This window comes from Amycolatopsis cynarae (assembly GCF_026802195.1).
GTDB classification, from domain to species: Bacteria; Actinomycetota; Actinomycetes; order Mycobacteriales; family Pseudonocardiaceae; genus Amycolatopsis_E; species Amycolatopsis_E rhizosphaerae.
In genome coordinates, this window is the sequence record NZ_CP113836.1 from 6,395,160 (window position 1) to 6,408,664 (window position 13,505).

General features: G+C 70.3%; 13 protein-coding genes. 6 read left to right on the plus strand and 7 right to left on the minus strand.

Going from position 1 to position 13,505, the window contains the following annotated elements; all coding sequences use genetic code 11:
• The 4 genes from ORV05_RS30810 to ORV05_RS30825 all read right to left on the minus strand — a co-directional run bounded on the left by ORV05_RS30810 (position 1) and on the right by ORV05_RS30825 (position 4,338).
• On the minus strand, positions 1-804 hold the full coding sequence (locus ORV05_RS30810; protein ID WP_268759974.1) for a redox-sensing transcriptional repressor Rex: 804 nt from the start codon (positions 802-804) through the stop codon (positions 1-3).
• 236 nt (positions 805-1,040) lie between these two features.
• Positions 1,041-2,576, minus strand: a complete 1,536-nt coding sequence (locus ORV05_RS30815) for a molybdopterin-dependent oxidoreductase (RefSeq protein WP_407652611.1) — start codon at positions 2,574-2,576, stop codon at positions 1,041-1,043.
• A gap of 29 nt (positions 2,577-2,605) precedes the next feature.
• Complete coding sequence (locus ORV05_RS30820; RefSeq protein ID WP_268755419.1) at positions 2,606-2,854, minus strand: glutaredoxin family protein; 249 nt, start codon at positions 2,852-2,854, stop codon at positions 2,606-2,608.
• Positions 2,851-4,338 (minus strand): AMP-binding protein, encoded by a 1,488-nt coding sequence (locus tag ORV05_RS30825; RefSeq protein ID WP_407652612.1) that lies wholly within the window; start codon positions 4,336-4,338, stop codon positions 2,851-2,853. The genes ORV05_RS30820 and ORV05_RS30825 overlap by 4 nt, the downstream gene beginning before the upstream one ends.
• A gap of 168 nt (positions 4,339-4,506) precedes the next feature.
• On the opposite strand from ORV05_RS30825, the gene ORV05_RS30830 reads away from it, so the two are divergent.
• The 3 genes from ORV05_RS30830 to ORV05_RS30840 all read left to right on the plus strand — a co-directional run bounded on the left by ORV05_RS30830 (position 4,507) and on the right by ORV05_RS30840 (position 7,209).
• A complete protein-coding gene (locus ORV05_RS30830) occupies positions 4,507-5,124 on the plus strand; it encodes a sigma-70 family RNA polymerase sigma factor (protein ID WP_268759976.1) in 618 nt (205 codons plus the stop codon).
• 99 nt (positions 5,125-5,223) lie between these two features.
• The gene (locus ORV05_RS30835) at positions 5,224-6,231 is read left to right on the plus strand and encodes a DUF5667 domain-containing protein (RefSeq protein ID WP_268755421.1); all 1,008 of its coding nucleotides are present in this window, start codon (positions 5,224-5,226) and stop codon (positions 6,229-6,231) included.
• Between the two features lie 51 nt (positions 6,232-6,282).
• Positions 6,283-7,209, plus strand: coding sequence for an HAD family hydrolase (locus tag ORV05_RS30840; protein ID WP_268755422.1), 927 nt, complete (start codon positions 6,283-6,285; stop codon positions 7,207-7,209).
• 18 nt (positions 7,210-7,227) lie between these two features.
• Here the strand turns inward: ORV05_RS30840 and ORV05_RS30845 are convergent, their stop codons facing one another.
• Positions 7,228-8,121, minus strand: coding sequence for an NADP-dependent oxidoreductase (locus tag ORV05_RS30845; protein WP_268755423.1), 894 nt, complete (start codon positions 8,119-8,121; stop codon positions 7,228-7,230).
• A 70-nt stretch (positions 8,122-8,191) separates the two neighbouring features.
• Here ORV05_RS30845 and ORV05_RS30850 point away from each other — a divergent pair, with 70 nt between their 5' ends.
• The 3 genes from ORV05_RS30850 (at position 8,192) to ORV05_RS30860 (ending at position 11,236) form a co-directional block, all read left to right on the plus strand.
• Positions 8,192-8,851 (plus strand): TetR/AcrR family transcriptional regulator, encoded by a 660-nt coding sequence (locus ORV05_RS30850; RefSeq protein ID WP_268755424.1) that lies wholly within the window; start codon positions 8,192-8,194, stop codon positions 8,849-8,851.
• Positions 8,852-9,159: 308 nt separating this feature from the next.
• Positions 9,160-9,366, plus strand: a complete 207-nt coding sequence (locus ORV05_RS30855; protein WP_268759977.1) for a mycothiol transferase — start codon at positions 9,160-9,162, stop codon at positions 9,364-9,366.
• A gap of 247 nt (positions 9,367-9,613) precedes the next feature.
• Positions 9,614-11,236 carry an ABC-F family ATP-binding cassette domain-containing protein gene (locus ORV05_RS30860; protein ID WP_268755425.1) on the plus strand — a complete coding sequence of 541 codons (1,623 nt, stop codon included), beginning with the start codon at positions 9,614-9,616 and terminating at the stop codon, positions 11,234-11,236.
• A gap of 57 nt (positions 11,237-11,293) precedes the next feature.
• Here ORV05_RS30860 and ORV05_RS30865 read toward each other — a convergent pair whose 3' ends face one another.
• Together ORV05_RS30865 and ORV05_RS30870 are read right to left on the minus strand one after the other, a co-directional pair.
• Positions 11,294-12,313, minus strand: coding sequence for a lysophospholipid acyltransferase family protein (locus ORV05_RS30865; protein ID WP_407652613.1), 1,020 nt, complete (start codon positions 12,311-12,313; stop codon positions 11,294-11,296).
• Positions 12,310-13,353, minus strand: a complete 1,044-nt coding sequence (locus ORV05_RS30870) for an NAD-dependent epimerase/dehydratase family protein (protein WP_268755427.1) — start codon at positions 13,351-13,353, stop codon at positions 12,310-12,312. The genes ORV05_RS30865 and ORV05_RS30870 overlap by 4 nt, the downstream gene beginning before the upstream one ends.
• Positions 13,354-13,505 lie beyond the last annotated feature (152 nt).

The window sequence follows — 13,505 nt, forward strand, 5'->3', positions numbered from 1 at the left end:
TTACCGCACCACCATTCCGTTGCCCACCGCGTGGGACCCATTCGTATCGTCGGCGCGCCGTGCCACGTGGAAGGACAGGATCTGCAGCTCGACCGCGAGATCCACCTTCCGCACCTCGACGTGTTCGGGCACCTGCAGCACCACGGGCGCGAAGTTCAGGATGCAGCCGACCCCGCCCGCGACCAGCCGGTCGCACACCGACTGCGCGGCGGTCGGGGGCGTCGCGATCACACCGATCGAGATGCCCCGTTCCGTGCACACCTTCGGGATGTCGTCGAGGTGGGAAACCGGGATTCCGCCGACCGGCACGCCGACCAGGTCCGGGTCCACATCGAACAGCGCTTCGACGGGGAACCCGCGACCGGGGAACCCGCCATAATTGGCCAACGCATGACCGAGGTTCCCGATTCCGACCACGGCCACCTTGTGCTGGCGGGTCAGGCCGAGGGTGCGCTCGATCTGGCCGATGAGCACCTGCACGTCGTAGCCGACGCCGCGGGTGCCGTAGGAGCCGAGATAGGACAGGTCCTTGCGCAACTTGGCCGAGTTCACTCCGGCGACCCCGGCGAGTTCCTCGCTGGCCACGGTGGTGGCGCCCTGCTCGGCCATGGCGGAAAGCACCCGAAGGTAGACCGCCAGGCGGGCGACGGCCGCCTCCGGGATGGACTTGGCCCGCACCTGCTCGCCTGCCGGTTCCCCCGGCTGGACCGCGGGCATTTCGGCGGTGGGTGCGTTGTCGGCGTCGAGCTTCCGCGCCACTCGCGAAACCTCCGCGCCATTGCGCCGGCCACGCCGTGCGACCACGCTGGCCTCCTCGTCCGACACCGTCAACACCGTTTCGACACACCGATCCTGAAACTGCCCCTTGACCTTCCGGCAGAAGTCCGGTTCGATGCCGGGCCACGGTGCAGGGGTACGGGAATACGGTAGCCACTTGTGAACGTAGGCACAAAGTCGCTGGTCGGAGGCATGACCAGAGACACAATCCGGGTGCCGGGGCCCCGCCGTCGAGCGATCGCGGACTTGCCGTGGCCCCGCGATCAGGACGCGGTGAAGGTGATCGTGTGCCACCCGGTGGCGCCGTCGGGGACGACATCGGCGACGCGGTCGGTCTGGGTGGCCCCGGTCCGGTCGGTCGCCCGCACCGTCACCGTGTGCGCACCAGGCGTCGCGTCGAGTTCGGCCCACCACATCCGCCAGGCGTCGACGGTGACTTCGGCCGACAGCACCGCCTGCCGCCACGGCCCGTCGTCCAGCCGCACCTCGACCCGGTCGATTCCGGTGTGCTGGGCCCAGGCGGTCCCGGCGACCCGCACCTTGCCCGCGGCCGCCGTCCCGCGCGGCGCGTCGATCCGCGATTCCGTCTTGACCGGCGCCTGCTCCGCCCAGCCCCGCTTCAGCCAGTACGCCTGCCGCGCCGACCAGGTGGTCACTTCCAGGTCGGTGACCCACTTGGTCGCCGAGACATAGCCGTAGAGCCCGGGCACCACCAGCCGGGCCGGGAAACCGTGCTTGATCGGCAGGGGCTCGCCGTTCATGCCGATCGCGAGCATCGCCCCGCGACCCGGTTCCAGCACCGTCGCGAGCGGCGTGCCCGCGGTGAAACCGTCGACACTGGTCGAGAACAGCTGCTCGGCACCGGGCCGGACCCCGGCCTCGGACAGCAGGTCCGCCAGGTCCACCCCGAGGAACCGGGCGGTGGAGATGTAGGGCCCGCCCACCGGATTGGACACGCAGCACAGGGTGACGATCCGTTCCACCAGCGGCCGGTTCCGGATGTCGTCGTAGCGGTAGGTGATCTCCCGGTCGACCATGCCGTGCAACCGCAGCCGCCAGTCCTCCGCACGCACCTGCGGCACGACGAGCGCGGTGTCGATCCGGTAGAAGCCGGAGTTCGGGGTGAGGAAGGCCGGGGTGCCCAGCTTGGCGAAATCGGCGTCCGCGGGGATCGGCGGGGCGGGTCGCGCAGCCGTCAACGGCCCGACTCCGGCCCGCGAGCCGTCGGCGTCCTTCGCCGAACCGGCCAGCGCGCCGGCGACTCCGGCCGCCCCGGCCGCGGCCACCGTGCCCAGGAAGGCCCGCCTGCTCGCCGAAACACCACGGCTGAGCGCCGCGCGGTGCAGCAGGCCGAACACGCCCACCCCGGCGAGCAGGCTCACCAACGGGGCCACCACCGCGAGCTGTCCGAGATCCGACCGGGCAAGCACTGCGGCAATGCCCAGCACCCCGAAAAAGCCGATGATCAGCTGCCCCGGCAGCGGGCGGCGGCGGGACACCAGACCGGCGGCCACCGCCACGGCCACCAGCACCACGGCCATCCCGGCGAGCAGGACGGTCTTGTCCGCGGTACCGAACGAGCGGACCGCGAAGTCCTTGAGCCAGCCGGGGGTGAGGTCGATCGCGGCGTTGCCGACCGCGAAGAACGGCGAAGCACCGGGACCGACGAACGCGGCCACGAGCTGCCCGGCGGCCAGCGCCGAGACAAGGGCGAGCAGGCCGGTCAGCCCCGCGACGGGCGCGGACAGGCGGGGCTGCGAGGCAGAGTCGGCAGCAGGGTCGGCGGGGTCGGTGCGCACGCTTCCATTCTCGTCGCGCGCACCACCGGTCAGCGCTTTCCGGCGCTTACCAATGCCTTACGAAAACGGTCTTCCTCGACCTTCCAGTAGCCGTGCTCGACCCCGTCGATGAGGATCACCGGCACCCGGTCGCCGTATTCGGCCCGCCATTCGGAATCGGAGTCGACATCCGCCGTCGACCACTCGACGCCGAGCTCACCGCAGATCCGCGCCACGTCCTGCTCCGCCTTGACGCAGGCGGAGCAGCCCTGCCTGGTCATCACGGTCACCTGTGTCATGACCGCAACCGTAATCTCATCACCTTCCCGACCGGCGAATGCGGCAGCGAATCGGCGAACTCGACGGTGCGGGGCACCTTGTAGCCCGCCAGCCGCTCCGCGCAGTAGTCGACCACCTGCTGCTGGGACAGGGCCGCCCCGCTGGTCGGCACCACCACCGCACGGACCGCCTCGCCGCTGCGCTCGTCGATCATGCCGATCACCGCGGCCTCGGCCACCTCGGGCATCTCGGTGATCACCGTCTCGACCTCGTGCGGGAAGACGTTGAAGCCGTTGACGATGATCAGGTCGTTCGCCCGGTCGACCAGGTGCAGATCCCCGTCGGTGTCCAGGTAGCCGACGTCCCCGGTGCGGAACCAGCCATCCTCGTCGGGACCGCCGGCACCGTCCGGCCAGTAGCCGGAGAAGAGGTTGCGGCCGCGGATGGCGACGAGACCGGTCGCGGCCGTGTCCTCGTCGAAGGTGTCGTCGAGGTCGTCGGGGTCGAGCGGTATCGGCGCGACGCCGCCGTCCTGGCCGACCAGACGGAGTTCGACGCCGGGCAACGGGCGTCCCACGGAGCCGGGCTTGGCGTACCCCGTGACCAGGGTGGTGGTGACCACCGGGGCGGCCTCGGTCAGCCCGTAACCCTCGAACACGGCGAGCCCGGTCTTCTCCCGGATCGTGGCCAGCACCTTGGGGTGCAGCGGGGCCGCCCCGGAGTTGAGCAGCCGGATCGTGGCCAGCGCGGCGGACAGCTCCTCGGCGGGCTGGTCGGCGAGATCGGTGTACATCGCGGGCACCCCGCCGAAGACGGTGATCCGGTGCTTCGCGCAGCTTTCGAGCGCTTCGGCCACCTCGAACCGCTCGGCGAGCACCACGGTCGCCCCGGCGTAGGTGGACTGGAGCAGACCCGGCCCGAGCCCGTAGACGTGGCAGAGCGGGATCGAAAGGAACACGCGGTCCTGCTCTCGCAACGCGTCCGGGACGGCGGCCATCTGCTCGACGTTCGCCAGCAGCGCCCGGTGCGACAGCATTACGCCGCGGACGGGACCGGTGGTGCCGGAGGTGAACGAAACCACCGCGATGTCCTCGTCACCACCCACCGAGGACAGCGGCTCGCCCGGCTCGGTCGCCACCAGTTGCCCCTCCTCGGCGTCCCGGCTGAGCACAAGACGGGCTTCGCTGCGCTCGGCCACGGAGGTGAGCTCGGGCCGTGGCGACAGCGGGGAGACCGGCACCGCGGTCGCGCCGGCGCGGGTCACCGCGAACAGTGCGATCACGAACTCGGCGGAGTTGGGCAGCCTGAGCACGACGCGGTCTCCGGGTTCGATTCCCTGCCCGATGAGCGCCTTGGCCTGTCCGTTGACCGCGGCATCGAGCTCTGACCAGGTCAAAGACACCCCCGCGGTGGTGTCGATCAGCGCGGTGGCGCCCGGCAGGCGTTCGGCCGCGGCGGCGAGCAGGTCGGCGATGTTGCGCATGCCCCCAGTGTCTCCCCTCATCCCCCGTCATGGGGAAGCCCGCGGATCGTCGCACTTCCGCAACAGACATCACTACCTACTTTCGGGTAACTACCCGTATGCTGCTGATCGCGTCGGAGTGGTGGTGGTCACTCGGGTCGGGACAGAGGAGTCGCCGTGACGAACTGGCTTGCTGCACGCCCCGTTGGGCTGCGCGTCGGCACGGCCACGCGTCCGGTCGAGCTGCCCGGGGAGCAGCCCGAAGCCTGGGACCTCGTGCATGCCGCGCAGGAAGGCGACACGACGGCGTTCGGCGCGCTGTACGACCGGTACGTCGACGCGGTGTACCGGTACGTGTTCTTCCGGCTCGGCGATCGGGACCTGGCCGAGGACATCACCAGCGAGACCTTCCTGCGGGCCCTGCGCCGGATCACCTCGGTCAGCTACCAGGGCCGGGACGTGGGCGCCTGGTTCATCACGATCGCCCGCAACATCGTGTTCGACCACGTGAAGTCGAGCCGGTACAAGCTGGAGATCGTCACCGACGAGGTGTCCGAATCCGGGGCCGCGCCCTTCGCCGGACCGGACAGCGGCGCGGTGACCGGCCCCGAACAGTTGGCGATGTCGGCCGCCACCCGCGAAGCGCTGCTCAGGTGCATCGCCGATCTCGGCGACGACCAGCGGGAGTGCATCGTCCTCCGGTTCATCCAGGGGCTCTCGCTGACCGAGACCGCGCAGATCATGAAGCGCAACGAGGGTGCGATCAAGGCGCTGCAACACCGCGCGGTGCGCAAGCTCGCACAACTGCTCCCGCCGGCCTGGCGCTGAACCGCCTTCTCCGTTACGTAACAACGGTTATGCTTCTCGTCCATCGCGGGCGAAAGCCGTAACGGAACCCCGGGGGAAATCGTTTCAACCCTCGTGAACGTGCCCGGGTGGTCCGCACGCGAGCTGGAAGTGATTTCCGGCCTGCGTCAGCTCGGTGCCGCGGCTGCTCCCGACGCGGAGGCACGACGGCGAATCCGGAGCGAGATCCTGGCCGGGCTCGCCGAACCGGAACGGCGCGCGCCCGGCAGGCGGCGCCGCCTGCTGGCCGAAGTGCTGGCCGCGGCCGTCGCACTGGTGATCGTGCTCGGCAGTGTCGGCTTCCTGCTGGCACGCGACGCGCTGCCCGGCGACCCGCTGTACACCATCAAACGCGCCGGGGAGACCGCCGAACTCGGACTGTCCTTCGGGGACGCGGCAAGGGCGCGGAAACACCTCGATTTCGCGGCGAACCGGCTCGACGAACTCGCCGCGCTCGGCCGGGCCGACCCGGCGCCCTACCGGGCCGCACTGGCCGACTTCCAGCGCGAAGCCACCACCGGCACCGCGCAGTTCACCGTGGTCGCGGTGCAGGGCGACAGGCAGGACCTCGACCGGCTGCACGCATGGGCCCAGCAGCAGAACGGCAAGCTCGCCGCGGCCGAGGGAACCATCCCCGCCGGAGCCTACGGCCAGTTCACCTCTTCGGCTGAACTCATCGCCCGGATCGATTCCCGGGCCCAGCTGCTGCTGGCCCGGCTCGACTGCTTCGGGATCACTTCCGGCGAGACCGACGACCTCGGCGCCATCCCCGACCGCGGTCCCTGCCTGCCGCCCGTCCAGGCCATCAAGGCGGCTCCGCCGCCACTCGCACCACCCGCGACGCCGGGCACGGAAACGGCGCCCGCCGAACCCCCGAACTCCCTGTCCACCCAGGAATCCACGCCGGGACCGATCGCGAAGACGAGCGATCTGCCGCCGTCCGACGGCCTGGCGGCCCCGACCGCGTTCCCGCCGCCCATCCCCGCACCGAGCAGCCCGCGGAGCACCACCACGACCAGTCCCCCACCCATGCCGGTGATCTCCGTTCCGCCGCTGTTCCCCGGCCTTCCCGGGCTGGGGATCGGCTGAGTCGAATCGCTACTCTGGGCGCAGGAACCCCCGAGTCAGGAGGCGGTCTGCGTGTGGCGCGGCAGGGGCAAGGGCCCGGAACTCGAACGACTCGCCACGCTCGCCGGCGAAGCGTCGGCGGAGGCCGCGGTCGCGATGGAGTCCGCGCAGGCCGACGGGGCGAAACCGGCGGAACTGGTGCCGGAGAAGACGGCGCAGCCGCCCGCTCCCCCGGACCTCACCGCGGCGGCGTTCTTCGACGTGGACAACACCATGATGATGGGCGCGTCGATCTTCCACTTCGCCCGCGGACTGGCCGCCCGCAAGTACTTCACCACCTCGGACCTGGCCGGTTTCGCCTGGCAACAGGTGAAGTTCAGGATCGGCGGCAAGGAGGACCACGGCAGCGTGCAGTCCAGCCGTGCGCAGGCGCTGTCCTTCGTGGCCGGTAAAACCGTCGAGGAGATGAACCGGGTCGGCGAGGAGATCTACGACGAGCTCATGGCCGACAAGATCTGGTCCGGCACGCGCGCACTGGCCCAGATGCACCTCGACGCCGGGCAGCGGGTGTGGCTGGTCACCGCGACCCCCGTGGAACTCGCCGCGATCATCTCGCGCCGGCTCGGGCTGACCGGTGCGCTCGGCACGGTCGCCGAACACGTCGACGGCGTCTACACCGGCCGGCTCGTCGGCGACCTGCTGCACGGCCGCGCCAAGGCGCACGCGGTGCGGGCACTGGCCTCGCGCGAGGGCCTGAACCTGCGCCGCTGCACGGCCTACTCCGACTCGTCCAACGACGTGCCGATGCTGTCCGTGGTGGGCACCGCGGTCGCGGTGAACCCCGACGCCACCCTCCGCGAGATCGCCCGCGCCCGCGGCTGGGAGATCCGGGACTTCCGCACCGGCCGCAAGGCCGCGAAGATCGGCGTCCCGTCGGTGCTCGGCGCGGGCGCCCTCGCCGGGGCCGTCGCGGCGGGGATGGCCTACCGCCGCCGCTAGGCGAAGCCGGCCTCCGCCTCAGACGACCAGGACCCGGCGTCCGCGTGTGTGACCTGCCTGGCTGTCGCTGTGGGCCGCGGCGGCTTCGGCGAGCGTGTACGCCTTGTCGACCGGGATGTGGAGCTTTCCCCGCGAGATGAGGTCCACGGCTTCGGCAAGCGCTTGCGGCACGCTCCCGGCCACGCCGGAGAACCGGACACCGAACTCCGGTGCACCGAGATCGGCAATGGAGATCACCTTCCGCGGATCCCCGGTCAGCTCGACGAGTTCACGGATCACCCCCGAGCCGGCCAGATCGAGGGCCGCGTCGACCCGGCCGAGCTGTCGCACCCGCTCGACCCAGCCCTGACCGTACGTCGTGGCGTGGGCACTCAGGCTGCGCAGATAGTCCTGGTTCGCGGCCCCGGCCGTGCCGATCACCGTGATGCCGCGGTCGCGGGCGATCTGCAGCACCGCCGATCCGACGCCCCCGGACGCGCCGCTGACCAGCAGTGTCTGCCCGGGCCGCACACCGACCTCCCGGATGATGCGCAGCGCGGTCTCCACCACGGAGGGGTACCCGGCCGCCTCTTCGAAGGTCAGGCCCTCGGGCATGCGGGCCCAGGCCGACAGCACGGCGAACTCGGCATAGGTGCTCACCCCTTCGCCGAACACGGGGTCGCCGACCTCGATGCCTTCGACGCCCTCGCCGACCTCGTCCACCACCCCGGAGGCGTCCTGCCCGACTCCGGCGGGCAACTCGATCGGATGGGCCCCCAGGATCTGGCCTTCACGGACCCGCCAGTCGACGGGATTCACACCGGCCGCCCGCACGGCGATGCGGACCTGACCGGGGCCCGCGTTGGGCTCCTCCGCGTCCACGAGTTGCAGCACGTCCGGACCGCCGAACTCGGCGAAGATCACTTTCTTCATGCGGTCGACCGTAGCACTAACCGTTAGCTTTTCATAACAGGTTCAGTCTTGTATCTGATAGCATCTGGGGATGACCGTGCCGCCTGGACGCCGCGAGCGCAAGAAGGCCGCGACCCGCCAGAAGATCGCCGACACCGCTCTGCGGCTCTTCCTGGAGCGCGGGTACGACACGGTGGGCATCCGCGAGGTGGCCGCCGAGGCCGACGTGGCCGTCACCACGCTCTTCTCCCACTTCGCCTCGAAAGAAGCCCTGGTGTTCGAGCAGGACGAAAACTTCGAGCAGCGCCTCACGGAGGCGGTCACCGGCCGAGCCCCGCACGAGCCGCTCATCCCCGCGCTGTGCCGCGAAATCCGGGCCCTGGTGCGACATTGCGCCCGGGACGGCGCCGCCCCGATCTGGCGCATGATCGACGAATCACCCACCTTGCGGCAGTACGAGCAGTCGATGAAGCTGCGCCATGCACGGTCACTGGCAACGGCCATCGCCGCCGACCTCGGCCTGCCCCGGCCCACCACGGCCTGCCGGACGATCGCGAAGTTCGTGGTCGACGCCCATTCCCTGGCCCGCGAGGCGGCCGACCCGGAAGCCGCGGTGGACGAGATCTTCCCGATGATCGAGGCGGCCTGGGAGGCAGCCCACCCTTCTCGAACTGTTACTCCAAAAAGGACAGAGGTCGGTCCGGCCGCCACGAGTCGCCGAAGCGGGCGGATGACCGACGCCGGCACGTGAGCGGCCCCGATCGGTCCACCCTCCACTGTGGACATCGAGCTGGCAGCACTTGCCTCGCAGCTTCACCAAAAGCAAGAGAACCGACCAGACAGGTGCCGATGCCGACGACAGCAGTCACCAGGGCTGGCCGCTAAAACCAGGTGCCCCCTCCGCACCGGCCCCGCTAGCGTGGGCCGACATGGCATCGGAACTGACACGCCCCCCGCTCCAAGCGGATGAACGCACCGCGCTCATAGCAGAACCCGGCATTCGACGAGTCGGGCGAGGACCCCGACTGGCAGACCGAAGGCCGCCCCGTCGCCGAGCTCATCGCGGAGTACGAAGCCCAGTGCGCCCGCAGTAATGCGATCGTTGCCGCGGCCTCCCTGGACGACGTCGGCCGCCACCCCGGCTTCCGCTCGGGTGGCGCGAACCTCCGCTGGATGCTGATCCACCTCATCGAGGAGACGGGGCGGCACGCGGGGCACGCGGACATCGTCCGGGAACTGCTCGACCGCACGAAGGGCTATTACTAGCGCCTGTTGGTCATAACCGCCCTCAAGGCCACCTTGAGTGCACGCCCCTGGAGCAACCGGCTGTTATGGTCGAAAAACGGAAGACCGTTCGAAGGAGGCTCGACGTGGCAGGTGACGACGACATCTCCGGGTGAGCCCCGGAGGTAGCGGGCCCCCGGCAGTTGTTCGCCGCGGTGGCCATTTCGTCGTCCACCCATTCGCACGCGGGCCACCAGCCTGCGCCCCACACTTCCGAGGTCTCGCCTTCATGTCCGATTCCCGCATCGTCGTGTCCGGTCTGTCCTTCTCCTGGCCCGACGGCACCCCGGTCTTCGACCGGTTGTCCGCCACCGTCCCCGACGGCCGCACCGGCATCGTGGCCGCCAACGGCGCCGGCAAGACGACCCTGCTCAAGCTCATCGCGGGCGAACTGCGGCCTGTCGCGGGCAGCGTGTCCGTCGACGGCCTGCTCGGCTACCTGCCCCAGGACCTGCCGCTGACCGGCGAACCGTCCGTGGCCGAGGTCCTCGGCATCGACCCGGTCCTGCGTGCGCTCGAAGCCGTCGAGTCCGGCGACGTCGACGAGGAGCACTTCACCACCATCGGCACCGACTGGGACATCGAGGAACGCACCCGCGCCCAGTTGGACCGGCTCGGTCTCGGCGACATCGCGCTCGACCGCACGCTGAGCACCCTGTCCGGCGGCCAGATCGTCTCGCTCGGACTGGCGGCCCAGCTACTCAAACGGCCGGACGTGCTGCTGCTCGACGAACCCACCAACAACCTCGACCTCGACGCCCGCCGCAAGCTCCACGGCGTGCTCGACGACTGGTCCGGCTGCCTCCTGGTGGTCAGCCACGACCGCGCCCTGCTGGACCGGATGGATCGCATCGCCGAGCTCGACGCGGGCGAGGTCACCTATTACGGCGGCAACTTCACCGCGTACGAGCAGGCCATCCGGGCGGCACGCGAGGTGGCCGAGAAGAACATCCGCAACGCCGAGCAGGAGGTCAAGCGCGAGAAACGCGAGCTGCAGCAGGCCCGCGAGCGGGCCGCCAAACGGGCGGGCAACGCCCAGCGCACCATCGCCAACGCGGGGCTGCCCAAGATCCTCGCCGGAGCACGCAAACGCAACGCTCAGGAGTCCGCCGGCAAGGCCGACGGCACCCACGCGGCCCGGGTCGGCGCCGCCAAGGCCAAACTCGACGAGGCCGAACGGTCGCTGCGCGAAGACCAGAAGATCACCCTGGAACTGCCCCGGACCGCCGTCCCCGCGGGCCGGACCCTGTTCCTCGGCGAAGGACTGCGCAAGCGCGACCTCTTCGCCGACGGCATCGACCTGGCGATCCGCGGGCCGGAACGCATCGCACTGAGCGGCGCCAACGGGTCCGGCAAGTCCACGCTGCTGCGGATGATCAGCGGCGAACTGGAACCGGACAGCGGCGAGAGGAAACGGGCCGACGGCCGGATCGCCTACCTGTCCCAGCGCCTGGATCTGCTCGACGACGGCCGCACCGTGGCCGAAAACCTGGCCGCGTTCGCGCCCGCGATGCCCCCGGCGCAGCGGATGAACCTGCTGGCCCGCTTCCTGTTCCGCGGCGACCGGGCGCACCTGCCCGTCGCCGTCCTCTCCGGCGGGGAACGACTGCGCGCCACGCTGGCCTGCATCCTGTTCGCCGAACCCGCGCCCCAGTTGCTCTTGCTGGACGAACCGACGAACAACCTCGACCTGGTCAGCGCCGGACAGCTGGAAAGTGCCCTCAACGCCTACCAGGGCGCGTTCGTCATCGTCAGCCACGACGAACGCTTCCTCGCCGAAATCCGAATCGACCGCTGGCTGAGGCTCGGCGAAGGCCGGCTGCGGGAGAGCGCCGCACCCGCGAGCCGCTGAACCGTGGGAACGGCTCTGGTTCTCAAGGGTCGCCCGTCGCGGAGAGACCAATCGGCGCTAGCCGCTGAACACACCCTTGCGGTGGGCAAGACGGCGATAGAGCGCCTGCTGGATGGACTCCCGCACCTGATCGGTCAGGTTGAACACGAGCATCGGGTCGTCGAGTTCCTCCTGCGTGAACCCGTCGGTCGCGATGGGCTCACCGAACTCGATCGACCACTTGGTGGGCAACGGGATGGTGCCCAGCGCACCCAGCAACGGGAAGAACGGTGTCACCGGGAAGTACGGCAGGCCGAGCAGCCGCGCCAGCGGCTTCAGGTCGCCTATCTTCGGATAGATCTCCTCGGCCCCGACGATCGAGCACGGGATGATCGGTACCCGCGTGCGCAGAGCGGCCGACACGAAGCCGCCCCGCCCGAACCGCTGCAGCTTGTAACGAGCGGAAAACGGCTTGCCAAGGCCCTTGTAGCCCTCCGGCCACACCCCGACCAGCTCACCCGAGGACAACAGCCGCTCCGCGTCCGGGCCGCAGGCCAGCGTCTGGCCGGACTTCCTGGCCAGTGCGCCGAGCACCGGCGTGCGGAACACCAGATCCGCGCCCAGCATGCGCAGGTGCCGGTGCGCGGGATGCTCGTCGTGCACCGCGACCGCGGTCATCACCGCGTCCAGCGGCAACGTGCCGGAGTGGTTGCACACCACCAGCGCCCCACCCGCCGTGGGCAGGTTCTCCACACCGGAGACGGCGACCCGGAACCACTTTTCGTACAGCAGGCGCAGCGGCGGCAGGATGACGGCGTCGGTCAACTCCGGGTCGAACCCGAACTCGTCGACCGGATAGCGGCCGGTGAGCCGGTCGCGCAGGAAGGTCAGCGTCCTGGTGAGCGGATCGGGCTCTGGTGTCTCCGCCACCGGGGCGGCGGTCTTCGGTAGCTCACTCACCGGCCGCGGCCGGTCACGGTCCGGCGTACCGGCCCGGCCCGCCTTCGGCTTCCCCTGCGCGCGCCGGAGCGGAATGATCCGGGCATCCACACCGGTGGTCACGGGAACGTCCTCGTCTCCTGTCGCTTCCGGCTTCATCGCGCCTGACCGGTCGCTGCCGCGGTCAGCACCCTGCCCGCCAGGGTGGCGAGTGCGTCACCGTCGATGACCGGGCGCAGTCCCCGGCCCCGCACGTAGTCGTCGAAGGCGGCGGCGGTGGTCCACCGCGGGTAGTAGCCGAACACCTTCTTCAGCCTTGTGGTGTCCACCACCCGGCCGTAGTTCAGCAGGCGCACCTGGTCCTCCGAGAAGTCCACCAGGTGGGCGCCGCGCAGCATCTTGGCCACCGACGGCACGAGGGCACGCGGTACCGGCAACTCGACGCGCCCGGCCCGCCGGATCGCCTGCGACAGGGTGAGGACCCCGTCGGAGCCGACGTTGAACACCCCCGGTTTGTCCTCCAGGGTGGCCGTCTCGAGCACGGCCAGCGCGTCGGAGGAGTGCAGGAGCTGGAGGCGGGCGTCGTAGCCGAGCACCGTGGGCACCACCGGCAGCGCGAAGTAGCGGGCCAGCACGGTGTCCACGTCCGGCCCGATCAGGTTGGTGAACCGCGCCGTGGTGACCGTGATGTCGGGCCTGCGGCGGGCCAGTCCCCGCACGTAGCCCTCCATCTCGACCGCGTCCTTGGCGTAGCCGTTGGACGAGGCGGGGATCAGCTCGGCGTCCTCGCCGAACACCGCGGGCGAGCGGGCACCGGCGCCGTACACGGCGGCCGTCGACTTGACCACGAGCTTGCGCATCCAGGGGGAACGCTGGCACGCGGCGAGCAGCCGCATGGTGCCGATGACGTTGACTTCCTTGAGCACGCCACGCCGCGCGGGCCCCGCCGGATGGCAGGTGGTCGCGGCGTGCACGACGGTGTCGACCCTGGCGTCGTTGATGACCCGGGCGATCAGGGGGTTGCGGATGTCCGTGCGGACGAACTCCGCCTGTCCCAGGCGGCGCATCACCTGCTTGCGAGGCGGCGTGGTGTCGACGCCGATGACCCGCTCGAACTCCGGATTGTTGCCGAGGCGGGCCAGCAGCCTTCCCCCGAGGTCTCCCCCGACTCCGGTGACGAGCACGACTGTCGACGGCATGAAACCCCCTGACGAAGGGTTGGTTCTGGCGGCGTTCGAGATGTTACCCCCGCCCGGCAGGGTGGGGCAGCGCCGCTAACAGGCTATTAACGCAGCTCACCGGCACGGCGCCGACGTCACCCGAACGGGTGCGACCCGCCCGGGTAACCGGA

Bases quoted from the DNA above. Each gene is read 5' to 3' on its own strand.
- ORV05_RS30860 (WP_268755425.1), top strand. From the start codon at position 9,614: ATGTCCGATTCCCGCATCGTCGTGTCCGGTCTGTCCTTCTCCTGGCCC.
- ORV05_RS30865 (WP_407652613.1), bottom strand. From the start codon at position 12,313: ATGAAGCCGGAAGCGACAGGAGACGAGGACGTTCCCGTGACCACCGGT.
- ORV05_RS30845 (WP_268755423.1), bottom strand. From the start codon at position 8,121: ATGAAGAAAGTGATCTTCGCCGAGTTCGGCGGTCCGGACGTGCTGCAA.
- ORV05_RS30850 (WP_268755424.1), top strand. From the start codon at position 8,192: ATGACCGTGCCGCCTGGACGCCGCGAGCGCAAGAAGGCCGCGACCCGC.
- ORV05_RS30870 (WP_268755427.1), bottom strand. From the start codon at position 13,353: ATGCCGTCGACAGTCGTGCTCGTCACCGGAGTCGGGGGAGACCTCGGG.
- ORV05_RS30820 (WP_268755419.1), bottom strand. From the start codon at position 2,854: ATGACACAGGTGACCGTGATGACCAGGCAGGGCTGCTCCGCCTGCGTC.
- ORV05_RS30825 (WP_407652612.1), bottom strand. From the start codon at position 4,338: ATGAGGGGAGACACTGGGGGCATGCGCAACATCGCCGACCTGCTCGCC.